The sequence below is a fragment of the Streptomyces uncialis genome (genome assembly GCF_036250755.1).
Lineage (GTDB): Bacteria > Actinomycetota > Actinomycetes > Streptomycetales > Streptomycetaceae > Streptomyces > Streptomyces uncialis.
Genome location: NZ_CP109583.1, coordinates 8,502,754 through 8,526,898, shown reverse-complemented (window position 1 = coordinate 8,526,898; position 24,145 = coordinate 8,502,754). Strand labels below are relative to the sequence as shown.

The following is a 24,145-nucleotide window of genomic DNA, read 5'->3' as shown; positions in this document are numbered from 1 at the left end:
GTGTTCGGACAAGCTCAGTACCAGGACGTCAACGCGCTGCTGAACGCGCACCTCGCGCGGCGCACCCCCTTGATCGCGGCGCATCGCGGCACCGGTCTGGGGAACATCCAGGAGAACACCGCCGAGGCCGTCGAAGCGGCGTTCCGGCAGGGTGCCGACATGGTCGAGTTCGATGTCGTCCGCTCGGCCGACGGGGAGTTCTTCCTCTTCCACGACGGCTACGAGCGACACGCCTTCGACCGCGACATCGATCTGCGCACCCTGCCCGCCGGGGAGATCCGCGAGCTGCGCTACCGCTGGACCCGCCATGACGCCGGCGTCACCGGGCTGGGCACCCTGCTCGAACGCTTCCGGGGCGACGCGCTGTTCAACGTGGACCGTTCCTGGTGGTACTGGGACGACCTGCTGCCGTTCCTGGACCGCTACGACATGGCAGGGCAGCTCGTGCTGAAGAGTCCCGTCGAGGAGGTGTGGCTGGAGAAGCTGCGACGGCATCCGGTGAAGTACCCGTTCCTCCCGATGGTGCGTTCCCTCGCCGACGTCCACGCCGTCCTCGGTGATCCCGGTGTCAACCTGGTCGGCGTGGAACTCCTCCCCACGTCGGCGGACGACCAACTGGCCGGCCCCGCCCTCGTCGCCGAACTCCGGGCGGCCAAACTGGCCTGCCTGCTCAACGCCATCAACCTCCCCAACGGCGTCCCCCTCTTCGCCGGCCTGGACGACCACACCTCCGTCCTCGGTGATCCGGCCGACGGATGGGGCAGGCTGATGGAGCACGGCGCGGACATCGTCCAGACCGACTGGCCGGACCTGCTGGCCCGGTACCGCCAGCAGGTCCACGGGACGGCACCGAGGCGGCACGGCCATCGGGGCGACGCGCCGCGGACCCCGCGACGGACGGGGTGAGCGGGTGCCACGGCCGCAGCCGGAGTCCGGCGACGCGTCACCCCTGAAGGTCACGATGGAGACCGTCGCCGCGGCGGCCGGTGTCTCCCGCGCCACCGCGTCACGGGTCTTCCACGGCTCGACCCCCGTGGCCCCGGGTACGAGGGACGCGGTGCACGCGGCGGCGGAGACACTCGGGTACGTCCCCAACACGATGGCCAGATCACTGGCCGCGCGTGGCTCCGACATCCTGGGTCTGCTGGTGCGCGACCCGACCAACCCCGCCTACGGGCTCCTCTTCAGCGAGTTGCAGACCCAGGTGAGCCGCGCCGGACTGGAGATGGTGACCGTGGCGCCCTCACGCGACGAGGGCGCCCGGTACGAACGGCAGGCACTCAACCGGCTGCTCGGACTGCGGGTAGGCGGGATGTTCGTGGCCACCGGGGTGATCCGCGCGGAGATGCTGGAACCGTTCCTCGACATCGTGCCGGTCGTCGTGGTGGGACGCCCCGAGTCGCACCCCCGTATCCACAGCGTGTCCTACGACGAGGACGGCAACGCGGCCCAGCTCGCCGACGCGGTCGCGGCGCACGGGCACCGGTCCGTGGCGGTCGTGACGCCCAGCGCCGCGAACTCCGTGCCCGAGCACCGGCGCGGCGTCGCGATGGCCCGTCGGCTGCGTGAACACGGCGTCCGGGTGCATCCCGTCGCCTCCCCCACGTTCGGGCGGGCCGAGGAAGGCGGGCTGGACATCCTCGGCCTCCACCGGTCGGGGCGGATCACCGCCGCCATGTTCCCGTCCGACTGGCGGCTCCTCGCCTTCCTGCCCCTCGCCCAGGCGGCGGGCCTCCAGGCACCGGACGATCTGTCGCTCACCGGGTGCGACGGCGTCCTGCCGGGCATCGATCTGCTGGGATTCACCACCGTACGCATCCCGGTGGAGCGGGCGGCCCGGCGCGCGGTGGAGGTCATGCGGGCCCTGCGGGACGACCGGACCCGGACACCGACCGAGCACGAACTGCTGCCCGGCACCCTGGTACCCGGCCGCACCCTCGGCCCGGCCCCGCACCCCGTGTGACGAGATGCCGGAACGACGCCGTCCCTCACCCGCGGTGTACCGGCCGCGCCGCGGGAAATCGGGTCGCGGCCCGGCTGGGCACCTTGCTAGACATGGCGCATGACCATCGAGCTGCGGGTCCTGCGCGCGTCCGAGTGGGACGGCTGGTACGACGGGCTGAACCTGGCCTTCGGCGGTGTCCCCCAGTCCCCGGAGAGGCGGGAGCTGATCCGCGACATCACGGTGGTCGAGCGCTCACTGGCCGCCTGGGACGGGGATCTGTGCGTCGGCACCGCCGGTTCGTTCCGCTTCGGGGTGGCGGTACCCGGCGGAGGGCTCGCCGTGATGGCGGGGGTCTCCCTGGTGACCGTCGCCGCCACCCATCGTCGCCGGGGCGTGCTGACCTCGATGATGCGCCGCCAGCTGGACGACTTCCACGCCTGGGGCGAACCGCTCGCCATCCTGGGCGCGTCCGAGCCCGCCATCTACGGCCGTTTCGGCTACGGCCCGTCGACTCATCTGGTGAAGGCGGACATCGACACGTCCCGGGTACGGCTCACGGTCCCCGAGGGCACGGACGAGGTCGGGCTGCGCGAGGTCCCGCCGGGCGACTCGCTGGCCGACTGCGAGGCGGTCTACGCCGAACTGGTACCCGCCCGCCCCGGGATGATCGCCCGGCTGCCCGGCTGGGAACGCCTCGGGGTCCTCGACGTCCCCGAGTTCCGGGAGGGCACCTCCCACCTCCGGTGCGTCGTGGCCGAGCGGGACGGCCGGACGACCGGCTACGTCCGCTTCCGGGTCCGCCCCACCTGGGACGACGCGGGCCCCAAGGGCTCCGTCGAGGTCCAGGACCTGTTCGCGCTCGACCCGGCCTCCCGGGCCGCGCTCATGCGTCATCTCTTCGGCATCGACCTCACCTCGACCGTCAGCCTGGGCAACTGCCCCGTGGACGACGCCTGGCAGCACCTCGTCTCGGACATCCGGCGCTGCGCCGTCCGGATCAACGACGGGGGCCATGTCCGGCTGGTGGAGGTCGGTGCGGCACTGGAGGCGCGGACCTACCGGGTGCCGGTGGATGTCGTGTTCGACGTCAAGGACGCCTTCTGCCCGTGGAACGAGGGCACATGGCGCCTGTCCGGCGACCCGAAGGGCGCGACCTGCGAACGGACCGGCGACCCGGCGGACCTCGCCCTGGACATCAGGGACCTGGGCACGGTGTACCTGGGCGGCACCCGACTGACCGAACTGGCCGCGGCCGGACGCGTACGGGAGCTGCGCCCGGGCGCACTGGCGGAGGCGACGACCGCCTTCACGAGCGAAACGGCCCCCTGGGTCCCGCACGACATCTGAGCGGGGGGTACGGGCCGACGGGCGCCGACCGGGTGGCGGACGGCGGACGCGTTCCCGCTGTTCAGCGCGCCGTGCCCGCGCCGACGCCCGGCGTCAGCGTGAGGTCCACCGGCGTGGTCATCGGCCGGTCCGCGCGCGGCGACGCATCGGTGAGCTCGAACAGCATGGCTCCGCGCGCAGGCAGGCAGCCGAACAAGTCGTCCCGGAAGTGTGGCCCGACAGCGAACGCCCCCGCCGGGCATCGTGACGCGGCAGACGTACTCTGAGCCGCATGCACGACGACCCCGCCGAGTGCCGTTGCGTCATATGCCACGACCACGGAGACCGGCACGAAGCAGATGCCCTGGACCTCCGAACCCTGGAACATGTCCTGGGCCATGGTTGGAGCGTGGTGACGGTTCCCCCGGACGAGGAAGGCCCTGGGTTCGCGTACACGGTCGGGCTCTGGCACTCGTTCCGCACTCCTGAAGTGGCCATGTTCGGCCTCGACATCCACGTGATGCGTACGTGCCTCAACACCCTGGGACAGCGGGCCGCCCAAGGTAGGACGCTGTCTGACGGCCAGCGGTGCACGGACGTCATAGCGCACCATTCCCTTGCCCTGAAGGCTGTCGATCCCCGCTGGCACCGCACCTTCTTCGGCAGCGCGATCTCGTTCTACCGGCGCCCGCCGTTCCCCGTCCTCGAAGCGGTGTGGCCGGACCGTGAAGGCCACTACCTCTGGCAGGACGAGAGCGGCCACAGCTATCGGAAGTCCCAGCCGTGGCTCTGGCTGGAGCCCGCCGAGCATCCCGTCGGCGTCTGGACCACCCCACTCTGAACCGCGCGCGACGGGAGCCGGCGACTGTCCGGGCCACACGCCGGAAGACGCGACGGCCGTCGTCGCCAGGGTGCCCTACCTCATCCATCGGTGGCATCGTCCGGCGCGACGCTTCCGCGATTGCTTCCGTCCCGAGGGCATCGAGCAGCGTACTCACCTCACAGCCTTCGTCGCGGTGACGTGCTTCCTTGGTCGGAGCACCCGATCGGACGAGGGGCGTCCGTACGTCCGGTAAATGCCCAGGCGGGTAAACCCGTTCGAGATGCCGTTCGAGCTCGTGGCACTATGTGCGCCATGACGACCAACCGAAAGGCCCATGCCGCGTAGACGGCCAAGGCGGGTCCGGGCCGGGATCCCGGACCGGCACCAGTCACGGAATACGAGACTGGTCATCGACCGCCTCTCCCAGCGAACAGTTTCCGAGATCGTTCGTCTCGAACGCACGCGGAACTATCTCCAACCAGGGTACGTAGGCGCGGCATTGCGTCTGTGGAAGGACTACGTCCACCGCACCGAGCGCGAGCTCTGGCGCGACGACGAGCTCGGCCACGTGGACTGGTACTGCTGCGGCAACCCATTCAGGGCCCGCATCCTCCTCGACGGCGCGATGCAGGCGATGTCGCAGCGCGGGGCTCGCGAGCTCCGGAAGATCGTCGAAAGGCTGGACGAAGCCCTGGGCCCATCCGTCCCAGCCACAGACCGCCATGGACATCGAACAAGCTGAGAACCCGTCCGTGAGCCCTCAACGGCACCCCGGTGGGCTGATTCACCCACCGGCGCTGGTGGGTGAATCAGCCCTCTACGCCCGCCCGGACGGATGGACCTGACGCTGTTGTCCGGAGCACCGTCGTGGGCACGGAGCGATGTGCGGCGTATGTCATCGGCAAGCCCGGAAGGTCTTGGCAGATGGAGTGCGAGCTCAACTCTTTTGCCACACAAGGGTGTAGCGCCAGAAGAGCCTTCGGCGCAGCCGGGCGGCGGGCAGGACCCGGTGGGCTTCACGGGCGATGTCCGGGAAGCTCATGTCCGCGGGCCGGACCTTGGCGGTCATCGCGACCGGTCGGGCTGCCCCGCGTCCCCTGTTCTTCAGCAACGCCATGGCCACGTTCAGCACGGCGGACACCGTGCCGAGCAGCTGGTCACCGAGCGTCTCCGGCTTCGCGACGCCGACGATCACCAGGGTTCCGCCGGGCGCCAGGCGGTCGCGGAAGCGGGTCAGGGTTTCGGTGAACGGCAGATGGTGGAGGGTGGCGACGCAGGTGATGACGTCGTACGGGCCCGGTGGAATTCCCTTCGGCGCTTCACCGACCTGGTAGGTCACCGGAGTTGCCGGGTCGGTGAGTTCCCTTGCCCGGGCGACGATCGCCGGGTCGGCGTCGAGTCCGTGCACCGACCCGGCACGCTCGGCCAGAAGTCTGACCAGATCACCACTGCCGCAACCCACGTCCAGGGCCTTGCCGAAGCGCTTGGGCAACTGCCGGAGCATCCAGCGGTGGTAGTGGGCGTTGTGGTCCCACGGACGGGCCGCATGGAACCGGTCGAGTGCGCTGAGCACGCGGGGCATCAATGTGGTCATGGCGTCAGTCCATCATCCGCCCTTCTCGTCCGCCGACGATGCCCCAACCGGGAGCGGTGATGGTGCGGGCGGCTCCGGAGTACGCCCGGCAGGCGGGGCCTGCCGGGCGCTGAACCGCGACCCGCGACTCGGACGGCGATGTCGACGGTGTCCCGAAATCCGGTTTACTCCATGGTGGACTGGCACCTCCGACAGCGGAGTTGGCGTCCGGCGCGGCGGCTTCGCCGCGGCACCGTGCGAAACGCTCCGCGTATCCGGCGTCGAAGGAGTCACCTTGCGTTCAAGGAACCGGCGGATTCGTCTCTCCGCCCTGGGCATCGCGGCCGTGGTCGCCGCGACAGCGGCCGCGCCCGCTCCGGCCGCCGGGAGTCACAGCGCCACCGCGCGGGAGAGTGGCTGGACCAGGGCGTGGGGCGCGGCCCTCCACCGTCCGGTGGCGCCCCTGCCGGGGTCCTGGCCCAACTGGGCCTGGGACGGCTTCGCCGATCAGAGCGTCCGTCAGGTGGTCCGGGTCGGGGCCGCCGGGTCGGAGGTGCGGGTCGAGGTCTCCAACCGGTACGGGCACAAGCCGCTGCGACTGACCCGGGCGAGTGTCGCCAGGGCGGCCGAAGGAGCGTCGGTCCGGGCCGGGTCGGTCCGGGAGCTGCGGTTCGGGGGCCGGTCCTCGGCCATCGTGCCGGTCGGGGAGCAGTGGTCGTCCGATCCGGTGCGGCTCCCCGTACGGCCTCTGGAGAAACTGACCGTCACCCTGCACTTCGCCGGGGGCACCGGTCCGGTCACCTATCTGGAGGACGGGCTGACCAACGCCTACCGGGCCGCCGGTGACCGTACGCACCACACCTCGGGCGACGCTTTCGACGAGACGAGCCAGGCCCGCTACCTCGTACGGGGCGTCGAGGTGCGAGGGCGGCGGACCGAGGGCGCGGTCGTCGCCTTCGGTGACTCGATCACCGCCGGCTGGGGTTCCACCCCGGGCGCGGACCGCCGGTACCCGGACCGGCTCGGTGAGCGGCTGCTCGCCGACGGGCGACGGCTCAGCGTGGTCAACTCCGGTATCAGCGGCAACATGCTGCTCACCGACTCGCTGTGCTACGGCGACAAGGGCACCGCGCGCTTCCGGGACGACGCGCTCGGTCTGGCGGGTGTCCGGACGGCCGTCGTGATGCTGGGCGTCAACGACATCGGGGGCGGCGGGCTGCCCGACCGGGGCTGCGGGGTGCGTCCCGTGGTGAGCGCGAAGCAGCTCATCGAGGGACACCGGAAGCTGATCCGGGCCGCGGACCGGCGGGGAATCACCCTCATCGGGGCCACCCTCACCCCGTTCAAGGGGTACGGCCCCTACTACACCCCGGAGAAGGAGCGGGTGCGTGACGCCGTGAACCACTGGCTCCGGACCAGCGGGGCGTACGACTCGGTGGTGGACCTCGACCGGGTGCTGGCCGATCGCCGCCCGGGGCACGGTGACGAGATGGCTCCGGTGTTCGACTCGGGGGACGGGCTCCACCCGGGGGACGCGGGGATGGACGCCATCGCGGAAGCCGTCGCGGATCACCTCCGGTAGCCCGATGCGGGGCTGAACTGTGGGCCGGCCGCTTCGTCGTGGGCTCGCCTCGTAGGTCTGTCCGGGCCGGTTCAGGCCGGTCCCGGGCGGTCCTTCGTTCACGGTGCGCGGAATCCGCCCGCAGCACAATGTGACCGGTTCTTCCCTCGTCTCCCGTTAGCGTCGGTGGATGGAGCTCACACGGATCACCTCCGGCGTCTGGCAGTTGCCCTTCCCGGTCGGCAACGTCCACATCGTGCGTCTGCCGGACGGGTACGCCCTGATCGACACGGGTGTGCCGGGCTCCGCCCCCGCGGTCCTGGAAGCGCTCGGGGAGCTCGGCGCCCGGCCCCAGGACGTACGGCGGATCGTGCTGACGCATTGCCATGTCGACCACATGGGCTCGGCCGCGGATCTCGTCGAGGCGACGGGCGCCCAAGTGCTGGCCGGTGCCCTGGACGCCCCCTTCGTCCAGGGCACGGCCCCCGAGCCCGAGGCGGTGCTCACCGCCTCGGAACGTGCCCTCCATGAGCAGGTTCTGGCCGGGTTCGACAAGGCGGACCAGCCCGCCCTGAGGCATGTGCCGGTGGACGTCGAGCTGCGCGACGGTGACCTTCTCGAAGGGTGGGGCGAGCCGGTCCGCGTGCTGCACGTCCCCGGCCACACCCCGGGGAGCGTCGCCCTCCATCTGACGTCCAGCGGTGTGCTGTTCCCCGGTGATCTGGTCGCCACCGCGGAAGGCCGGGCGATCCTCGGTCCGTTCAATGTGGACAGGACCGAGGCCATCGCCTCGTTCCACCGGCTCGCCGCGCTGGACGTGGACATCGTGTGCGTACCCCATGGCCTGCCGCTCACGGAGAACGGGAGCGCGGCACTCCGCGCGGCCGCTCCGGAGAACGACTGGCTCTGAGCCGGTCGCCGGTCGTCCCCGCTCTCCGGTCAGGCGCGGGGCGACGGGCTCATGAGCGGTGGAGCTGGTGTGCGCACAGCGGTGCGTGGTTCCCCGTACCCGCGAAGCCCCCAAGGGACGCGGGGTACCGCGCGATCCACGAACGACCCGTTCTGGGCCGACCCGTACCGGAACGGGTCGGCCCAGGGACGGAATCCCGGCGGCGCGAGCGGAGGTGACCGGCGTTCGAGTTGTTCAGCGCCCGCGGTGGTGGGACACCCCCGTCCGGTGATGGATTCATGTATCTTGCTTTGCTTGGGTCGCTCCATGTCCACGTACACAAGGCCGCGCGCCCGCATCGCGGCCGCCGTCGTCATCGCCCTCGCCTCGCTGACCGCTGTGAGCGGCCCGGTGTCCGCCGCTCCCGACCCGGGTGCGCCGGTGAGCGCGAGTCCCACCCGGGCCGAGCCCGCCCCCCTGCGGCGCGTGCCCTCGCCGATCCCCGGGCAGTACATCGTCACCGTACGGAAGGGTGCGAGCCCCCAGACCGCGCTTCAGCAGGCCGTGCCCGGGGTGAAGCCGCTGTTCACGTACTCCGCCGCTCTCAACGGCTTCGCCGCGAAGCTCAGCCCCGCTCAGCTCACGGCCGTCCGCGCGCTGCCGGCCGTCGAGGCGGTGGAGGAGGACGGCACCGCGTCGGCGACCCCGGTGCCCGCCGCCGGCACCCGTCTGCCCGCCTACAGTTGGGGGCTGGACCGGATCGACCAGCCGTATCTGCCGCTGAACCAGCAGTACAACGTCAACGGCACCGGGTCGGGCGCGACCGTCTACGTGGTCGACTCCGGTATCGACTTCCAGCACTCCGAGTTCGGCGGCCGGGCGGCGCCCGGCTTCGACTCGATCGGTGACGGCCGCAACGCCGCCGACTGCAACGGACACGGCACGCATGTGGCCGGGACGGTCGGCGGGGTCACGTTCGGTGTCGCCCGCCATGTGAAGCTGGTCAGTGTGCGGGTCCTGGGCTGCGACGGCCGGGGCTCCTGGTCCGGGATCATCGCGGGCTTCGACTGGGTCGCGCAGAACGCGCGGCAGCCCGCCGTCCTCAACGCCTCCCTCGGCGGGGACCGGACGGACGCCGTGAACAACGCCGCCGACAATGTCGCCGGGCGCGGTGTCCTGCCGGTGATCGCGGCGGGCAACGACCACAAGGACGCCTGCTCGGTCTCCCCCGCGAGCGCCACCTGGGCGCTGACGGTCGGCGCGACCGATCACCAGGACAAGGAGACGGACTTCAGCAACTTCGGCTCCTGTCTGGATGTGTACGCCCCCGGCCAGGCCATCGTCTCGGCGAAGCTCGGCGGCGGCAGCACCGCGCTGAACGGCACCTCGATGGCCAGCCCGCATGTGGCGGGGGTCGCCGCCCTGTACAAGTCCCTGAACCCCGGCGCCGGGACCCAGCAGGTGGGCAACTGGATCATCGAGCAGTCGGTCAAGGACATCCTCACCGTGTCCAAGAACTCGCCCAACAGGCTGCTGTACACCGGAACTCTCTGACCGTTCCGCTCCGCTCGGCCATCCGGCCGGGACACCGCGACGACCACGGTGTCCCGGCCGGACGCCGTCCCGGCCGGACGCCGTCCCGGTCCCGCCGTTTCGGTCCCGCCGTTTCGGGTCGGCGGTCGGCGGTCGGCGGTCGGCGGAGTGTCGGTGCCCCCCGTCATCGAGCACCTCGTGACGCGTGGCTCAGTCCTCGCCGGACGTGGGGCCCGTCGCACGGACCGGGCTGTGGGGCGCGGCCGACGGTCCGGTGCCGCCCGGGGCGGAGGCGGGCGTGGGGCGGCCGGGCGGACGCAGCAGGAACGCCCCGGCGGTCGTCGCCGCGGCGCCCGCGAACGCGGCGGTGGCGGCGGCCAGCGACGCGCCGGCGAACCCGACCGCCCCGGTCAGTGCCGCGAAGGCGAACGGCGCGACGGTGGCGCCCGTGTAGATGCCGACCTGGACGGTGTGCCCGGCGTGCTCCGCCTTGTCGGGTACCAACCGCAGTGCGGCGGCGAGGAGCAGTCCGGTCCAGCCCCAGCCCGCGGAGAAGGCGAGCACCGCTCCGGCCAGGAAGGCTGTCGGTGAGCCCGTCGAGATCAGGGCGAGCCCGATGCCACCGGTGGCCATCATGGCGGTGATCACCGCTGGGTTGTGATGGGGTGCCCGGTCGGTCAGCGCACCCGCGGCGAGTCGGACGGCGATGGCGCAGAGCGCGCTGAGCGACAGCAGGTTCCCGGTGAGGGTGCCCGACAGCCCGGCTTCCGCGCCCAGTTGGACGAAGTACGTGGCCACCGCGTTGTTCCCGGCGGCCGACAGCGCGGCGGCCAAGGCCCACAGTGCCAGTACGGGCCCGACGCTCCGGGGAGCGGTGGGACGTACGGTCGGCGTGGCCGGGGTACCGGTGCGGGGGACGGTCAGCGGGGCGAGTGCCGCCGGGATCATGGCGACGAGTCCGGCGACGGTCATGGCCGTGCGCCAGCCATGTCCCGGGACGACGAAGGCGACGAGCAGGCCGGGGACGAGGGTCGCCGCCGCCAAGGCCGCACCGACCGCGCCCGCCGCCAGGGAGCGCCGGTGCCCCGGGACTCCGGCGACGATCAGCCGGCCCGCGGCGGGCTGGACAAGTGCGTTGCCGAGGCCGCCCACGACCAGGAGGGCGGTGAGGGTGGCCGCGTCGCCCGCCCGTGACACCCCGAGCATGACCGCGGCGGCGATCAGGGAGGCCGTCGCGAGGGTGGTGTGCGTCGGAAGCCGGGCGGCCGTCCGCTTGGCGAGGGGCGAGCCGAGCGCGGTGGCGGCGTAGAAGGCGGTCATGGACAGTCCGAGTCCGGTGCGGGACATGCGCAGTTCGGACCCGATGCCGGGGACGAGGGCTCCGACGGCGAACCCCGGCATGACGGTGACCGTCGCGGTCAGCGCGGCGGTGAGGACGCCCGGCCAGACCCGGGCGCGGTACTTGGCAGGGGAGCGGCGCGGCGAGGGCACGGTCATGTCCGGCTCCGGCGGGTCACGCGTCGACGGGGTGCCAGACGGGGCCGTCGGCTCCCGGACGGACGTGTCCGAAGACCACGTCGGCGAAGTGGTTGCCGAAGCCGATGGTGCCGGGCTCCTGGAGTTCGGCGACCAGCCGGTGGCGGAACCGGGCGGACAGCGCGGGGTCGTGGTCGGGGGCGGCGGACCACTGCGGACGGGCTGTCTGGACCGGTGAGTGCAGGGCGTCGCCGAAGGCGATGAGGCGTCTGCCGCCCGACTCGATCACATAGCCGGTGTGGCCGGGGGTGTGTCCGGGCATGTAGCGGACCCGTACGCCGGGGAAGACCTCCTGACCGTCGGTCACGGTCCGGACCCTGGGTTCCAGCGCGGCGAGCGCTTCGGCGGAGGTGCCGTGGGCCGCGAGGAGATGGCGCCCGGACCACTCGGGTTCGGTCACGAGGAGTTCGGCGCCGCTGAAGGCGGGCCGGTCGCCGCCGGGGGCGGGGTGCCCGGCCCAGCCGAGATGGTCGATGTGCAGATGGGTGAACGCCACCGCCTCGATCGTCCCGGGTGGGCGGCCGAGGCGGGCCAGATTGTCCAGGAGCGCTCCCCCGTGGATCGCGCCGTACGCGTTGCCCGGCTCGGCCGGAGCGGACCGCGGACCGAATCCGGCGTCGATCAGCAGGGCCCGGTCGCCGCTCTCCACCAGCAGTGAGCCGATACCCGCGACGAGATGGCCGGAGTCGTCCAGGTACTCGGGGTGGGCCGCCCACCACGCGTCGGTGCTGTCCGGGAGCCAGCCGCGCGGGGTGAGCCGCACCGCGCCGTCCGGGACGTAGGTGACCCGCGTCCGGCCGAGTGTGAGCGACCGGATTCCCGACGGCCTGCGCAGCCGCTCGGTGTGGTGCGACGTGGTGGAACGCATGCGCGCTCTTCCCTCTCCCTGGACGGTGTGGGGCGGCGCCGTGGGCCGTGGGCCTCGGCGGTCCCATCACCGTATGCATCAAGCTTGAATCATGCAAGCTTGCAATATTCAGGCTGGATGGTCTTGTTAGGATGAGCGGTATGACGAACCCGGAACCGCAGGCCGTCGCCGAGCGCGAACTGTGCGGCCTGGTGAACGGGATGGCCCACCAGATCGCGGAGCATGTCCGGCAGCGCGCGCTCCGCCTGGGGCTGACCGCGCCGCAGGCCACGGCGCTGCGCGAGCTGACCGGCCCGATGACCATGCGGGAACTCGCCGAACGCATGAGCTGCGAGCCCTCCAACGCCACCTTCGTCGTCGACAAGCTGGAGAAACGGGAACTGCTCGAACGCCGGCCGCACCCCACCGACCGGCGTGCCAAGCGGCTGGTCCTCACCCCCCAGGGCACCGCCCTCCGCGAGCGGCTCCTCGAACTCCTCGGCGAGGACTCCCCGCTCTCGGGGCTCACGCAGGAGGAGCAGGGAACCCTTAAGCGCCTGCTCGAACGGGCCGTCATCCGCCCCTGAGCCCGCCCGTCCGACGGACCGCGACACCGCACACGTCCCTCCGCGGCGCACCCACCGACCCTCTCGGCGCGCTCCGCACCGGCTGAGTCCGTCCGCGCGCCACCCGGTGACGGGCCGTCAGGAACAGGATCACCCGATCGGTCGTACGGAACCGGAATACCCGGCCGCCGCCCGGGGGTTGGGCCCGACATGGCAAACACACTCTTCGATCCGCACACCCTGCTCGCGAACAGCGACCTCGGCGTGCTCGCGACCATCAAGTCCGACGGCCGACCCCAGCTCTCACCCGTCATGCCCGCCTATGACCGCACCGCCGGGGTGATCCGGATCTCGACGACCGCGGGCACCGCCAAGACCGCCAATCTGCGCCGGGACCCGCGCGCGGCGCTGGAGGTGACCGGTCCGGACGGGCGGTCCTGGGCCACCGCCGAGGGCACCACCACCCTCGTCGGCCCGGGAACGGACCCGGACGGTCCCGAGGTCCAGGCGCTCGTGGACTACTACCGGGCCGCCGCCGGGGAACACCCGGACTGGGACGAGTACCGGTCCGTGATGGTGTCGGACCGGCGGGTGCTGGTGACCCTGGCGGTCGAGAAGGTGTACGGCGCCGACCTGCGCTGACGGACTCCCGCCGCCCGACGCGGTGGTCGCGGCGGGCGGCGGACACGGATCCCGGCGGGCGGGTCCCAGCAGGTACGGGTGCTGGCGGGTGCGGGTTCCCGGCGGGACGGGTCCCGAGCGGGTAAGGGTCCCGGCGGGTGCGGGTGCCGAACCGGTACGGGTCCCGCTACCCGTTCCCGGCGGGCGGGTCGGCCAGGACGCCCCGGAGGAGACCGGTGGCCTGCCCGACCTCGATGAGATATCCGTCGGGGTCGCGCAGATAGCAGCGCAGTTCGGCCTTGCGGTCGATCGGCGGGGTCAGGAACTCCGCGCCCTTCCCGCTCCACAGCCGGTAGCAGGCATCGATGTCGGCCACCCGGATGTTGAGGAAGCTGGTGGCCGTGTCCGGGTCGTCGGGCGGCCGGAGGGTGACTCCCGGTTTGTCGGGGGTGGGGCCGCCGCCCGGGTTCATGATGAGCCAGCTGTTGGCGAGCTTGACGATGCACGGGTTCTCGGCGAGGACCACCTCACCGCCGAGGACATCGGTGTAGAACGCCCGGGAGCGGGCCACATCGGCCACGGTGAGGAAGTGCGTGAGCAGCAGTCCGGTGGCGGGAACCGGGAGGTCTTCCTGGCGCATGTCGGTCACCCATCTGTCGGTCGCCGGTCCGTCGGTCGTGCCGGACCCGGCGCTGTCGGCCGCCGGCCCGCCCGTCGCCGTCGCCTCCGAACCGACCCGGATGGACCGGCCCCGGCGCGGGGCACGGCACCGGCCCCGGGTGGCGTGGCGTGGGCCTCGCGGACCGGTTGCCGGGCACGGGGCCGCCCCCGGCGGGGCGGACGTGGCCCGGTCCACCTTCATCATCGGCCCGTGGGCACCGGGGCGAAAGCCGGGACCGTCCGACCGGGCAAGCGGGGCGCACCGCCGCGAAACCCGTGTGCCCGGCTCCCGGGGACCATCGTCCCGGGAGCCGGGCACAGGGCCCGGCGTGCCACCCGTACGTACGGGCGGCACTCCTCGTACCGGCGCCGCACGCGTACCGGGCGGCACTCCTCGTACCGTCGGCGCGCTACAGCGGCAGCGCGTCGTGCCGGATCAGTGCCGCCACCGTGCCCGCGCACAGGGCCGTCGTCCAGCAGAGCAGCAGGATCGGCCGCCGCCGTGCGGCGAAGGCTTTGTCCCACTTGGACGCGTCGCCCGAGCGGACCGCGGACCTGACCATCAGGGCACGTCCCAGGGCGAACGCGAGGCCGCCCAGCGGTGTAGCCCACCACGGACCCACCAGGACGAGCAACGCGATACAGGCGTACGGCAGATGCGACGGGACGAAGGTGCGCATGCCCGTGCCCATCTCGAAGCCGAACTGAAGGGCTCCGGTGCCGTCCGTGCGGACCACGATGTCACTGGGTACCAGCCGGGCGTTCTGCGGCATGCGGAACGGCAGCAGCCGCACCTCGATGCCGAGGAACAGCACCGTCGTGACGACCAGGGCGATCGTGCGTACCCTGTCCGGCGCCAGTGACTGGACGAGTACCGCGGGCAGCAGGAGAAGCATTCCGGTGGCGAATCCTCCGAAGAACAGGCCCCGGACGAAATACTCGACATTCTTGGTTCCCCGCCAGACCGACGAGGTCAGCAGACCCGCTGAGTTGTGGCTTCAAACGGAGCCCGAGAGCGAGAAACCCGCCGCGATGCCGACCGCGCAGGCGGCGACCGCGGGCAGTATCCCGTGCAGCGCCTGGGTGCCCCACTGAGCGCCCGCGAACGCGACCGCGGTGAACAGCAGGGTCAGCGCCCCGGCCGTCAGCGCGGAGACGCCGGGGGTGCGGGGGCGCCGGAGGGCGGGTCGGTGCGTGAGTGCCATCCGAAGTCCTTTCCCGGCCGGTGGCCGTCGTAGGGAGCGACGACGGCCACCGGCGCGTACGTGAAGAGGTGCGGCTACTTCTTGCAGCTGGTCGTGTGGCGCGTCCGGTGGCCGGTGGCGTTGGTGATCGCGTAGAAGTACCCGTCCCAGCAGTGGACGGTGGTGCCGTTGCTCTTCGTCCAGTACCAGCCGGCGTATCCGCCGCAGGCCGCCTCCCAGTTGTAGTCCTCGGTGTACGAACCGAAGTTCTTGCTGTCGGTGCGGTGGTAGCCGTCGGAGGCGCAGAACCGGCCGGAGATGTACTGGCGGCCCCAGCAAGGGGTGTCACCGGCGACGTTCACGCTCATGCAGTGGCGGGGGTGGCGGGACCTGCGCGTCACGGCGTGGGCCGGACCGCCGGCGATCCAGCCGAGGCCGGTGAAGGCCAGGGTGGCGGCTCCGGCCATGGCCGTGCGGAGGAAGGTGCGGCGCCCGAAGCCGCCGTTCTTCCCCGGGGTCCCGGACAGCTCCGTGGTCGGTCTGCTGCTGCCGCCCGATGTGGGTGACATGGTCACTTCGGGGATGGACTGGAGGAAGGCGGTGCTCATGATGCGACTCCCGTCGTGGATGCGGTGACCGGTGCGGAGGTGAGGTGTTCCGCGGTGAGGGCGGTGAGGGTCTCGGCGGAGCCCACGGGCTCCGCCGACAGCAGCGCGCCGTCCGCGTCGAGGAGCAGCAGCGCGGGCTGGTAGGCGAGCAGCAGCGGGGAGGACAGCTCGGCGCCCTGGCGGATCTCGCCGGCGTCGGCGTCCTTCCAGCGTCCCGAGTTGTCGATGTCGATCAGCAGCGTGCGGTGTCCGGCGCCGCTCAGGGCGCGCCGGATCGCGGGCCAGGCCGCGACGGCCTCCTCGCAGGTGGGGCAGGTGGAGGAGACGACGAGCGCCAGGGTGCGCTTCGCCGCGGCCGGTGCGGCCAGGTCGGGCCACCGGCGGGCCGGGTCCGAGCTGGTGGAGCCTCTGGACTCCAGGGCGCGGACCTTGCCGACCAGTGCGGCGTACCCGAACGTGAGGAAGGCGATGGCGGCCCAGGCGAGGACCAGCAGGACGACGAGAACGCTCTGCACCGATCACACTCCCCAGCGCACGTCGAGCGACTGGAGCAGTTCCTCCTGGTCGACGGCGCCGACACCCAGGTTCTTGTCGGTCTCGTCGTCGATGGTGCAGACGGCCTTGGGGCCGGCGTGGATGTACTTGCGTCCCCGCAGCACCCCGTCGACCTCCAGCGACTTCGCCCAGACGTGACCGTGCTCGACGGCCTTGCCGGGCTCGGCCGGGACGAGACCGGTCGCGTCCTCCGCGGCGTACATCGTGACGGCGCCGCCGGAGGTGAACTTGACCCCGTACAGGCTCCAGGTGGTGGTGTCCCCGCCGCGGGGGGTCACCACGAGGCCCGCGGCGGTGTCGGTGAGCACGAGCTGGTCGAGGACGGTGGTGACGGCGCCGGGGTCGACCTGGTCGTCGGGGAAGGACATGATCAGACAGTGGTGCGGGCCGGTCCAGATCCCGTGCCAGCCCTCGCCCCCGGAGTGGAGCAGGATCTGGAGCGGCTGGTTGTCGTAGGTGAGCTGCTGGACGATGTTGTTGCCCTGAGTCTCTATCAGGACGCCCGGGTAGCCGCGGTCGGTGATGGCGATGCCGACACCGATGGTCGCGCCGACGAGGCGGAAGTTCCAGTACCAGTCGTCCTGCATCGAGCGGGCGCGGCAGGCGAAGGACACCCAGCGCCCATTGGGCGCCAGAGCCTTCGCGGACAGGGCCGTGGACTGCATGGGTCCTCCAGGAGGGAGCGGAGCATGGCCGGCCGCACCGGAGGTGCGGCCCGCAGACACCGTAGAAACCCCTTCTGGTCCGCCGCTGTCCCGCGGCTGTCGGTTCCCTCGCCGTCCGCTGTCGCCTCGCCGTCCGGCGTCTGCTCTGCCGCTCCCGGCCGGCTGACCGTTCGCTTACCGGCCGCTTACACCTCGCTGACAGCGTGTTTCCTGAGTGTTTGCGTTCGTTGACAGACCAGATCCCGCCTTGGAAGATCCTGTCCGGAGGTGTCCGTCGGCCGGTGCCGGCCCCGGTCTTCAAAACCGGTGGACGTTGTCCCTTACGCGTCAGCGGGTTCGACTCCCGTCCACCTCCGTCCCAGCCGTCCGCGCGGGCGACCACGCCCGGGAGAACGTTCGAGTGTCAGGAGCGCCATGGGCAAGGCCGACGTTCCCGGTCGCATACCGTCCGTGCGCGAGATCATGGACGATCCGCGGCTGCGGGCTGCCGCCGCCGGTCTCGGCAGGTCAGAGGCGCGTGAGGCGGCCCGCCGGGTGCAGCGGTCGTTACGGGGCGGGCACCGCCCGCTCGCCGAGGCGGTGGCGGACGCCGTCGCCGCGCTGCCGCCCGCGCCCACGCGTCACCGGCGGGTCCTCAACGCCACGGGTGTGCTGGTGCACACCAACCTCGGCCGGGCACCGCTGTCCAGGGCCGCCGTCGACGCGGTCGCCTATCTCGCGGGCACCTCCGACCTGGAGCTCGATCTGGCGCAAAACCGCCGTGGGCGACGTGGCCGCGGCGCGCTCGAAGCCCTGCACGCCGCGGTACCGGCCGCGGAGGCCGTCCATGTGGTGAACAACAACGCCGCCGCGATGGTGCTCGTGGCGACAGCGCTGGCTCAGGGCGCGGAGATCGTCGTGAGCCGTGGCGAACTCGTGGAGATCGGTGACGGTTTCCGGCTTCCGGAACTGCTGGAGAGCACCGGCGCCCGGCTGCGCGAGGTGGGGACCACCAACCGCACGACGGCCGACGACTACGCGCGGGCCATCAACGACAACACCGCCCTGCTGCTGCGTGTGCACCCCTCCAACTTCGCGATGAGCGGGTATGTGAGCAGTCCGTCCGTACGTGACCTCGCTTCACTGGGGCGGCCGTTGGTGGTCGACATCGGTTCGGGTCTGCTCGCGCCGCATCCCCTGCTGCCCGACGAGCCGGACGCGGCGACGGTGCTCGCGCAGGGCGCGGCCCTGGTCACGGCGAGCGGCGACAAGCTGCTGGGCGGGCCGCAGGCGGGGCTGCTGCTGGGGGAGGCCGCTCTCGTGGAGCGGCTGCGGCGGCATCCGCTGGCCCGCGCCCTGCGGACGGGCAAACTGACGCTGGCCGCCCTGGAGGCCACCCTTCGCGGGCCGGTCCCGCCGCTGCCGGCCGCGCTGTCGCGCTCCGTCGGGGAACTGGGCGACCGCGCCGGGGAGATGGCGCGGCGGCTGTGCGGCGCCGGTCTGGACGCCGTCTCCGTGGCGACGGAGGCCGTGGTGGGCGGGGGCGGGGCACCCGGCGTGGCGCTGCCGTCCGCCGGGGTGTCGCTGCCCGACGGCCTCGGGCCGCCGCTCCGGGCGGGCCGGATGCCCGTACTCGGTTGTGTGCACAAGGGCAGGCTGGTGCTGGATCTGCGGACGGTCGAGGAGGAGGACGACGAGCTGCTGATCGGCGCGGTGCTGGACGCCTGGGGTCTGGTCGCCCGCCCGTCCGCCGCATCCGCATCCGCACCCGCACCCGCACCCGCACCCGCACCCGCACCCGCCAAGGCCACAACGGCGACCGCCGGAGCCCTCAAGGAGCCTGCCGCAGCCGTGCCGGAGACCGCCGGGACCGTCACGCGTTCCGCCGCGAGGGCCGCCGGGGCCGTGGCGGAGGCCGTCGCGGGAGCCGGGCCGTGATGGTCGTCGTCACGGCGGGCCACGTCGACCACGGCAAGTCCACCCTGCTGCGTGCCCTGACCGGGACGGACCCCGACCGCACCGAGGAGGAGCGCCGCCGGGGGCTCACCATCGACCTGGGTTTCGTCTGGACCTCCGTCCCCACGACCGGGGACGACCCGGCCGGGGACGACCCGGACGGGAACGGGCGGGATCGGGACGACCGGCACGGCGACCTCCGGAACAAGCGCCATCGGCGCGCGGACACCGGGGCAGGGAGCATCGGGGCGGGGGGCACCGGGGCGGGGGGCACCGGGGCGGGGAACATCGGGCACGGCGGCCTCAAGGACGGCGAGCGCCGTGACGAGCGGGTCGCGTTCGTGGACGTCCCCGGCCATGAGCGCTTCCTGGCGACGATGCTGGCGGGCGCCGGACCCGCGCCGCCCGTGCTGTTCACCGTCGCGGCCGACGGCGGATGGATGCCGCAGTCCCAGGAACACGCCCTCGCGCTCGACGCCCTGGGGGTGCGTGACGGCATCCTGGTCATGACGCGCTGCGACCTGGCCGACCCGGGGCCCGCCCGGGACCGGGCCCGCGCCGCCCTGTCCGGCACGGGCCTCGCCCGGCTGCCGTCCGTCGCGGTCAGCGCCCGCACCGGCGACGGACTGCCTGAACTCGTCCACGCGCTGGCCGCGTTACGGGACCGGATGCCGCCGCCGCGTCCCTGGGCGCCCGTACGCCTCTGGGCCGACCGCGCGTTCACCCTTCCCGGGCACGGACTCGTCGTCACCGGCACCCTCCAGGAGGGCACCCTGACGAAGGGCGATGTCCTGGACGCCGGACCCGGCCGGGCGCGGCTGACCGTCCGGGGACTCCAGGAACTCGGCCGTACGGTCCGCGCGTCCACCGGACCGGCGCGGGTCGCCGTCAATCTGCGCGGCGATCCGCCCCGGGAGGGCCTGCGCGGGACCGCGCTGTGTCCGCCCGGGACGTCCCTGCACTCCGCGGTGGCCGATGTGCGGCTGGGCGGTCCGCTCCTCGGGCGTGCGACCGCCGAGGTCACCGTGCACATCGGCTCCGCCGCCGTGCCCGCGCGCGTCCGCCGCTTCGGCAGGGGTACCGCCCGTCTCACGCTGACGCGCCCGCTGCCCCTGCGCGTCGGCGACCGCGCGGTCCTCACCGCGCACCGGCGGGTCGTGGGCAGCGCCGTCGTCCTCGACCCCGTACCGCCGTTCGTGGGGCCGCGCCGCGCGGGCGGGGCGCGGGCGGCGGCGCTGGCCGGGCATCCCGGCACGCCCGACCCGGAGCACGAGATCGCCTCCCGGGGCTTCGTGCGGCTGGACACCCTGCGCGGGATCGGGGTGGACACCACCGCGACCGCGCCCGTCGCGGGCGGCTGGCTCGTGTCGCCCGCCGAGCGCCGCAGGATCGCCGGGGAGGTCTCCGCCGCCACCGCGGACGGCGAGCCCGTGGACGCGACCGCGCTCGGCGCGCGGCTGGGTCTGCCGGACGGGGTGCCGCTCGGTGCGCTGCTGCCGCCCGCGCTGGTGCTGCGCGCGGGCCGCGTCGTACGGACCGACGGCGCCGGACCGCTGTCGGCGGCGGCCCGGGACCTGGTCCGGTCGCTGGAGGCCGCTCTGGCGGAGGGCTCCTTCGGGGCGCCGACCCCGGCGCAGCTGACCGCGCTCGGCGTCGGCGGCCACGATCTCGCGCTCGCCGTACGGAGCGGACGCCTCGTCAGACTGTCCGGCACGGTTCATGTCGCGGCCCGTGTACCGGAGGCGGCGGCCAGGGCTCTCGCGCCCCTGGGTGCCGGGCCGTTCACCGTCTCCGAGGCGCGGCGGATCTGGAACGTGCCGCGCAGGATCGCCCTCCCACTCATCGAGTACCTCGACCGTGCCGGAGTCACCCGGCGCGGTTCCGACGATCTGCGCACGCTGTGCGGCGCGAGGGAGGACGGCACATGGACGACATCAGGATGACCCGGTACGGACGGGGAGGCGGCTGCGCCTGCAAGATCCCGCCCGGTGAGCTGGAGACCTTACTCAAGGGGCTCACCGACGACGCCCGCGCGGGGGACGCGGGAGAGCTGCTGGTGGGACCCGAGCACGGTGACGACGCGGCCGTGGTGCGTCTGGGCCCCGGGCTCGCCGCGATCTCGACGGCGGACTTCTTCACCCCGGTCGTCGACGACCCGTACACCTGGGGCCGGATCGCCGCGACCAACGCGATGTCCGATGTGTACGCGATGGGCGGCACGCCGGTGATGGCCGTCAACCTGCTCGCCTGGCCGCGCGAGACGCTGCCGATGGAGATCGCCCGTGAGGTGCTGCGTGGCGGACTCGACGCGGCGCGCGCCGCCGGTTGTCCGGTGGCGGGCGGGCACAGCATCGACTCGCCGGACCCGCTCTACGGCATGGCCGTGACGGGCACCGCCGACCCGGCGCGGCTGATCACCCTCGACCGGGCCGAACCCGGCCGGCCCCTGACGCTGACCAAACCGCTGGGGGTGGGGGTGCTCAACACCCTTCACAAGGCCACGGGTGAGGTGTTCCCCGAGGCCGTCGAGGTGATGACGACCCTCAACCGCGACGCCTCGGCCGCGGCGACGGCGCGCGGCATCCGGGCGGGGACGGATGTCACGGGCTTCGGTCTGCTGGGTCACGCCCATCGTATGGCGCGGGCCTCGGGGGTGACCCTCGCCATCGACGCGGACCGCGTCCCCGTCCTCGCGGCGGCCCGGTCGGCGGTCGCCGCCGGACACATCAGCGGCGGCAGCCGGCGCAATCTGGACTGGGTCGCGCCGCACGGCGATCTGTCGGCCGCCGACGAAGCGACGGCGCTGCTGCTCGCGGACGCCCAGACCTCGGGCGGTCTGCTGCTGGCGGGCGAGCTGCCCGGCCATCCGGTCATCGGGGAGGTTCTCCCCTTCCAGGGCAGCACCGTCCTGCTCCGCTGAGCCCGGACGCCGGATGACCAACAAGGAAACGGGGGCAATCATGCGGAGAGCCGAGGACACCGACCCAGCACTGCTCGGCCCGGACGCGGGACGGCCGGGCGGGTACGAGGAACCATGGCCCGCCACCGGGGAACACCCGCCGGTGCCCGGGGATCCGCCACCGGTGGCCGGAACGGCCCACTGTGTCGGCATCCTCGGACCGGTGGTCCTGCTCGGCCCGAACGGGAGCACCGCCGCCCCGTCCGGTTCCGTCGTGCGGGCCCTGCTGGGCAGCCTGGCGCTGGCCCACCCGCTGCCGGTGAGCGCGGACTCCTTCGCCACCCGGCTGTGGCCCGACCGGACGGCGCCGCAGGCGAAGCAGAGCCTGCACACCGGGGCCCACCGGCTGCGTTCCTGGCTGCTGGCCGCGACGGACGGCGGTATCGGCGTCGTCACCCAGCCGTCGGGGTACGCGCTCACCGGCGGGGACCTGCTCACCGACCTCGCGCGGTTCCGCCGCACCGCCGAACAGGCGCGTCAGCTGTCCGATCCGCTGCCGCGGCTGCGGATGCTCCAGCACGCCCTCGCCCTGTGGCGGGGACGGCTGCTGGAGGGCGTACCGGCGGAGTGCGTCGACCATCAGGCGCATCAGTCGCTGACGCTGGAGCACACGGACCATCTCCAGGACCTGGCCCGGGCCGCGCTGGAGGCCCGCCGCCCCCGGGAGGCGATCGTGGCGGCCCGGCGGGCCTGCGAGGAGGACCATTTCAACGAGTCGTCCCACGCGCTGCTGATGAACGCGCTGACCGCCGCGGGCATGCGGGTCGCGGCCCTCGATGTGTACGAGCACATGCGCAACCGGCTGAGCCGGTCCCTGGGCATCGCCCCCGGGGAGATCCTCGTGCAGGCCCGGGGTCGCGCGATCGGCCGCTGAGCCGGGGACGGGCGCCGTCGGGCCGGGTGCCGTGCGCCGCGGCCCGGCGGTTCGCCCGTTCGGCCCCGCCGGGATGCCCGTGTGCCGCTCCCGGGGTCGACTGGCCGGACCTGCTGGCTCCGGGAGGCGGCCTTGGTGTCGAACGTGACCGCGGTGCGCGGGCCGATGATCTGGTTCCGTGGCGACCCGTTCCTGGCGGGCCGCGAGGACACCTTCGTCCATGAGGGCGACGGGCTGCTGATCTGCGCCGACGGGGTGATCACCGCGTCGGGCGACTACACGGCCCTCAAGCATCTGCTGCCCGACGGGGTGGAGCCGGTGCGCTATCCGGACCAGGTGATCAGCGCGGGTTTCGTGGACACCCACATCCACTACGTGCAGACCGGCATCATCGCCGCCTTCGGGTCGCAGCTCATCGACTGGCTGAACCACTACACCTTCGTGGAGGAGCAGCGGTTCTCGGACCCCGGGTACGCCCGGGGTATCGCGTCGGCGTTCTGCGACGAACTGCTGCGCAACGGGACGACGACGGCGCTGACCTTCTGCGCGGTGTACCCGGAGTCGGTGGAAGCGCTGTTCGAGGAGGTGTCCCGGCGCGGGATGCGGGTCGCGGCGGGCAAGGTGCTGATGGACCGCAACGCGCCGGACGCGCTGCTCGACACGGCCCGCTCCGGGTACGACGACTCGAAGGCCCTGCTGGAGCGCTGGCACGGCAAGGGCCGCAACATGTACGCGATCACCCCGAGGTTCGCCCCGACGAGCACCCCGGAGCAGCTGGAGGCGGCGGGCGCGCTGTGGCGGGAGCACCCGGACGCGCTGGTGCACACCCATGTGTCGGAGAACACCGGCGAGATCTCCTGGGTGCGGTCCCTCTTCCCGGAGCGCCGCGGCTATCTGGACGTGTACGACCACTACGGGCTGCTGGGGCGGCGGGCGGTCCTCGCCCACGGGGTGCATCTGACCGGCCGTGAGCGGGCCAGGTGCGGGGAGACGGGCACCGCGATCGCGCACTGCCCGACCTCGAACCTGTTCCTCGGCAGCGGGCTGTTCCACGTCCATGACGCGAAGGACTCCGCCCGTCCCCTGTACGTGGGGCTGGGGACGGACATCGGGGCGGGTACCAGCTTCTCGCTGCTGGCGACCATGAACGAGGCGTACAAGGTCGCCGAGCTGGCCAACTATCCCCTCGACTCGCTCAAGGCGTTCTTCCTCGCGACCCTCGGCGGCGCGCAGGCGATGGGCGTCGAGGACAAGGTGGGGTCCCTCGAAGCGGGGCACGAGGCCGACTTCGTCGTGCTGGACCCGCGTGCCACGCCGCTGCTGGCCGAACGCACGTCCCGGGTGGGCGACATCGAGGAGCTGCTGTTCGTGCTTGCGGTGATGGGCGACGACCGGGCCGTGCGCGCCACCTATGTGGCGGGCGCCCTGGCGCACGACCGCGACGCCGCTCCCGCCTGACCCATCCGACCGAACAGGAGGACACCG

25 protein-coding genes and 1 tRNA gene are annotated in these 24,145 nt (G+C 72.7%); 15 read left to right on the top strand and 11 right to left on the bottom strand.

Annotation, left to right across the window (positions count from 1 at the left end; translation table 11 throughout):
- The 3 genes from OG711_RS35815 to OG711_RS35805 all read left to right on the top strand — a co-directional run bounded on the left by OG711_RS35815 (window position 1) and on the right by OG711_RS35805 (window position 3,292).
- Entirely contained in the window at window positions 1-906 is a 906-nt protein-coding gene (locus OG711_RS35815; RefSeq protein WP_329562875.1) for a glycerophosphodiester phosphodiesterase family protein, read from the top strand.
- Between the two features lie 4 nt (window positions 907-910).
- Entirely contained in the window at window positions 911-1,963 is a 1,053-nt protein-coding gene (locus OG711_RS35810) for a LacI family DNA-binding transcriptional regulator (protein WP_329562873.1), read from the top strand.
- A gap of 99 nt (window positions 1,964-2,062) precedes the next feature.
- Window positions 2,063-3,292 (top strand): GNAT family N-acetyltransferase, encoded by a 1,230-nt coding sequence (locus OG711_RS35805; protein ID WP_329562871.1) that lies wholly within the window; start codon window positions 2,063-2,065, stop codon window positions 3,290-3,292.
- Window positions 3,293-3,353: 61 nt separating this feature from the next.
- Here the strand turns inward: OG711_RS35805 and OG711_RS35800 are convergent, their stop codons facing one another.
- Window positions 3,354-3,671 carry a hypothetical protein gene (locus OG711_RS35800; RefSeq protein ID WP_329562869.1) on the bottom strand — a complete coding sequence of 106 codons (318 nt, stop codon included), beginning with the start codon at window positions 3,669-3,671 and terminating at the stop codon, window positions 3,354-3,356.
- A gap of 9 nt (window positions 3,672-3,680) precedes the next feature.
- Between OG711_RS35800 and OG711_RS35795 the strand changes: the two genes are divergently transcribed.
- Window positions 3,681-4,112, top strand: a complete 432-nt coding sequence (locus OG711_RS35795) for a DUF4262 domain-containing protein (RefSeq protein WP_329562867.1) — start codon at window positions 3,681-3,683, stop codon at window positions 4,110-4,112.
- Between the two features lie 370 nt (window positions 4,113-4,482).
- Here the strand turns inward: OG711_RS35795 and OG711_RS35790 are convergent, their stop codons facing one another.
- Window positions 4,483-4,824: a hypothetical protein gene (locus OG711_RS35790; RefSeq protein WP_329562865.1), complete on the bottom strand. Its 342-nt coding sequence runs from the start codon at window positions 4,822-4,824 to the stop codon at window positions 4,483-4,485.
- Window positions 4,825-5,031: 207 nt separating this feature from the next.
- Complete coding sequence (locus OG711_RS35785) at window positions 5,032-5,688, bottom strand: class I SAM-dependent methyltransferase (protein ID WP_329562863.1); 657 nt, start codon at window positions 5,686-5,688, stop codon at window positions 5,032-5,034.
- 274 nt (window positions 5,689-5,962) lie between these two features.
- On the opposite strand from OG711_RS35785, the gene OG711_RS35780 reads away from it, so the two are divergent.
- From OG711_RS35780 to OG711_RS35770, 3 genes are all read left to right on the top strand, one after another.
- Window positions 5,963-7,249 (top strand): SGNH/GDSL hydrolase family protein, encoded by a 1,287-nt coding sequence (locus OG711_RS35780; RefSeq protein ID WP_329562861.1) that lies wholly within the window; start codon window positions 5,963-5,965, stop codon window positions 7,247-7,249.
- Window positions 7,250-7,418: 169 nt separating this feature from the next.
- On the top strand, window positions 7,419-8,138 hold the full coding sequence (locus OG711_RS35775; protein WP_329562858.1) for an MBL fold metallo-hydrolase: 720 nt from the start codon (window positions 7,419-7,421) through the stop codon (window positions 8,136-8,138).
- A 306-nt stretch (window positions 8,139-8,444) separates the two neighbouring features.
- The gene (locus tag OG711_RS35770; RefSeq protein ID WP_329562856.1) at window positions 8,445-9,671 is read left to right on the top strand and encodes a S8 family peptidase; all 1,227 of its coding nucleotides are present in this window, start codon (window positions 8,445-8,447) and stop codon (window positions 9,669-9,671) included.
- A 189-nt stretch (window positions 9,672-9,860) separates the two neighbouring features.
- On the opposite strand, the gene OG711_RS35765 is transcribed toward OG711_RS35770, so the two are convergent.
- Both OG711_RS35765 and OG711_RS35760 read right to left on the bottom strand, forming a co-directional pair.
- Complete coding sequence (locus OG711_RS35765) at window positions 9,861-11,147, bottom strand: MFS transporter (protein ID WP_329562854.1); 1,287 nt, start codon at window positions 11,145-11,147, stop codon at window positions 9,861-9,863.
- Window positions 11,148-11,163: 16 nt separating this feature from the next.
- Entirely contained in the window at window positions 11,164-12,054 is an 891-nt protein-coding gene (locus OG711_RS35760; protein ID WP_073788724.1) for an MBL fold metallo-hydrolase, read from the bottom strand.
- Window positions 12,055-12,194: 140 nt separating this feature from the next.
- On the opposite strand from OG711_RS35760, the gene OG711_RS35755 reads away from it, so the two are divergent.
- A complete protein-coding gene (locus OG711_RS35755) occupies window positions 12,195-12,620 on the top strand; it encodes a MarR family winged helix-turn-helix transcriptional regulator (RefSeq protein WP_329562851.1) in 426 nt (141 codons plus the stop codon).
- A 189-nt stretch (window positions 12,621-12,809) separates the two neighbouring features.
- On the top strand, window positions 12,810-13,241 hold the full coding sequence (locus tag OG711_RS35750; protein ID WP_329562849.1) for a PPOX class F420-dependent oxidoreductase: 432 nt from the start codon (window positions 12,810-12,812) through the stop codon (window positions 13,239-13,241).
- Between the two features lie 166 nt (window positions 13,242-13,407).
- Here OG711_RS35750 and OG711_RS35745 read toward each other — a convergent pair whose 3' ends face one another.
- From OG711_RS35745 to OG711_RS35720, 6 genes are all read right to left on the bottom strand, one after another.
- The gene (locus OG711_RS35745) at window positions 13,408-13,860 is read right to left on the bottom strand and encodes a VOC family protein (RefSeq protein WP_073789206.1); all 453 of its coding nucleotides are present in this window, start codon (window positions 13,858-13,860) and stop codon (window positions 13,408-13,410) included.
- 430 nt (window positions 13,861-14,290) lie between these two features.
- Window positions 14,291-14,776, bottom strand: a complete 486-nt coding sequence (locus OG711_RS35740; RefSeq protein ID WP_073788730.1) for a hypothetical protein — start codon at window positions 14,774-14,776, stop codon at window positions 14,291-14,293.
- Window positions 14,777-14,878: 102 nt separating this feature from the next.
- Window positions 14,879-15,085, bottom strand: coding sequence for a hypothetical protein (locus OG711_RS35735; RefSeq protein WP_073788732.1), 207 nt, complete (start codon window positions 15,083-15,085; stop codon window positions 14,879-14,881).
- Between the two features lie 74 nt (window positions 15,086-15,159).
- Window positions 15,160-15,672 (bottom strand): hypothetical protein, encoded by a 513-nt coding sequence (locus OG711_RS35730; RefSeq protein ID WP_073788734.1) that lies wholly within the window; start codon window positions 15,670-15,672, stop codon window positions 15,160-15,162.
- A complete protein-coding gene (locus tag OG711_RS35725) occupies window positions 15,669-16,187 on the bottom strand; it encodes a hypothetical protein (RefSeq protein WP_073788736.1) in 519 nt (172 codons plus the stop codon). The genes OG711_RS35730 and OG711_RS35725 overlap by 4 nt, the downstream gene beginning before the upstream one ends.
- 3 nt (window positions 16,188-16,190) lie before the next feature.
- The gene (locus OG711_RS35720) at window positions 16,191-16,892 is read right to left on the bottom strand and encodes a hypothetical protein (RefSeq protein ID WP_073788738.1); all 702 of its coding nucleotides are present in this window, start codon (window positions 16,890-16,892) and stop codon (window positions 16,191-16,193) included.
- Between the two features lie 263 nt (window positions 16,893-17,155).
- Here OG711_RS35720 and OG711_RS35715 point away from each other — a divergent pair.
- The 6 genes from OG711_RS35715 to guaD all read left to right on the top strand — a co-directional run bounded on the left by OG711_RS35715 (window position 17,156) and on the right by guaD (window position 24,118).
- Window positions 17,156-17,248: transfer RNA gene (locus tag OG711_RS35715), tRNA-Sec, on the top strand.
- A 58-nt stretch (window positions 17,249-17,306) separates the two neighbouring features.
- A complete protein-coding gene (gene selA / locus OG711_RS35710; protein WP_329562844.1) occupies window positions 17,307-18,809 on the top strand; it encodes an L-seryl-tRNA(Sec) selenium transferase in 1,503 nt (500 codons plus the stop codon).
- Window positions 18,809-20,770 carry a SelB domain-containing protein gene (locus OG711_RS35705; RefSeq protein ID WP_405675092.1) on the top strand — a complete coding sequence of 654 codons (1,962 nt, stop codon included), beginning with the start codon at window positions 18,809-18,811 and terminating at the stop codon, window positions 20,768-20,770. The genes selA and OG711_RS35705 overlap by 1 nt, the downstream gene beginning before the upstream one ends.
- Window positions 20,752-21,747 (top strand): selenide, water dikinase SelD, encoded by a 996-nt coding sequence (gene selD / locus OG711_RS35700; RefSeq protein ID WP_073788743.1) that lies wholly within the window; start codon window positions 20,752-20,754, stop codon window positions 21,745-21,747. Before OG711_RS35705 ends, selD begins: the two co-directional genes overlap by 19 nt.
- A gap of 40 nt (window positions 21,748-21,787) precedes the next feature.
- Window positions 21,788-22,660, top strand: coding sequence for an AfsR/SARP family transcriptional regulator (locus OG711_RS35695; protein WP_073788745.1), 873 nt, complete (start codon window positions 21,788-21,790; stop codon window positions 22,658-22,660).
- A gap of 135 nt (window positions 22,661-22,795) precedes the next feature.
- Window positions 22,796-24,118, top strand: coding sequence for a guanine deaminase (guaD, locus tag OG711_RS35690; RefSeq protein WP_329564235.1), 1,323 nt, complete (start codon window positions 22,796-22,798; stop codon window positions 24,116-24,118).
- Window positions 24,119-24,145: the final 27 nt, after the last annotated feature.

What these genes read in the sequence shown, in the direction of transcription:
- OG711_RS35805 (WP_329562871.1), top strand. Translation starts at nt 2,063, where the DNA reads ATGACCATCGAGCTGCGGGTCCTGCGCGCGTCCGAGTGGGACGGCTGG.
- OG711_RS35800 (WP_329562869.1), bottom strand. Translation starts at nt 3,671, where the DNA reads ATGGCCCAGGACATGTTCCAGGGTTCGGAGGTCCAGGGCATCTGCTTC.
- OG711_RS35790 (WP_329562865.1), bottom strand. Translation starts at nt 4,824, where the DNA reads ATGTCCATGGCGGTCTGTGGCTGGGACGGATGGGCCCAGGGCTTCGTC.
- OG711_RS35785 (WP_329562863.1), bottom strand. Translation starts at nt 5,688, where the DNA reads ATGACCACATTGATGCCCCGCGTGCTCAGCGCACTCGACCGGTTCCAT.
- OG711_RS35775 (WP_329562858.1), top strand. Translation starts at nt 7,419, where the DNA reads ATGGAGCTCACACGGATCACCTCCGGCGTCTGGCAGTTGCCCTTCCCG.
- OG711_RS35770 (WP_329562856.1), top strand. Translation starts at nt 8,445, where the DNA reads ATGTCCACGTACACAAGGCCGCGCGCCCGCATCGCGGCCGCCGTCGTC.
- OG711_RS35765 (WP_329562854.1), bottom strand. Translation starts at nt 11,147, where the DNA reads ATGACCGTGCCCTCGCCGCGCCGCTCCCCTGCCAAGTACCGCGCCCGG.
- OG711_RS35760 (WP_073788724.1), bottom strand. Translation starts at nt 12,054, where the DNA reads ATGCGTTCCACCACGTCGCACCACACCGAGCGGCTGCGCAGGCCGTCG.
- OG711_RS35755 (WP_329562851.1), top strand. Translation starts at nt 12,195, where the DNA reads ATGACGAACCCGGAACCGCAGGCCGTCGCCGAGCGCGAACTGTGCGGC.
- OG711_RS35750 (WP_329562849.1), top strand. Translation starts at nt 12,810, where the DNA reads ATGGCAAACACACTCTTCGATCCGCACACCCTGCTCGCGAACAGCGAC.
- OG711_RS35745 (WP_073789206.1), bottom strand. Translation starts at nt 13,860, where the DNA reads ATGCGCCAGGAAGACCTCCCGGTTCCCGCCACCGGACTGCTGCTCACG.
- OG711_RS35740 (WP_073788730.1), bottom strand. Translation starts at nt 14,776, where the DNA reads ATGCTTCTCCTGCTGCCCGCGGTACTCGTCCAGTCACTGGCGCCGGAC.
- OG711_RS35735 (WP_073788732.1), bottom strand. Translation starts at nt 15,085, where the DNA reads ATGGCACTCACGCACCGACCCGCCCTCCGGCGCCCCCGCACCCCCGGC.
- OG711_RS35730 (WP_073788734.1), bottom strand. Translation starts at nt 15,672, where the DNA reads ATGAGCACCGCCTTCCTCCAGTCCATCCCCGAAGTGACCATGTCACCC.
- OG711_RS35720 (WP_073788738.1), bottom strand. Translation starts at nt 16,892, where the DNA reads ATGCAGTCCACGGCCCTGTCCGCGAAGGCTCTGGCGCCCAATGGGCGC.
- selA (WP_329562844.1), top strand. Translation starts at nt 17,307, where the DNA reads ATGGGCAAGGCCGACGTTCCCGGTCGCATACCGTCCGTGCGCGAGATC.
- OG711_RS35705 (WP_405675092.1), top strand. Translation starts at nt 18,809, where the DNA reads ATGGTCGTCGTCACGGCGGGCCACGTCGACCACGGCAAGTCCACCCTG.
- selD (WP_073788743.1), top strand. Translation starts at nt 20,752, where the DNA reads ATGGACGACATCAGGATGACCCGGTACGGACGGGGAGGCGGCTGCGCC.
- OG711_RS35695 (WP_073788745.1), top strand. Translation starts at nt 21,788, where the DNA reads ATGCGGAGAGCCGAGGACACCGACCCAGCACTGCTCGGCCCGGACGCG.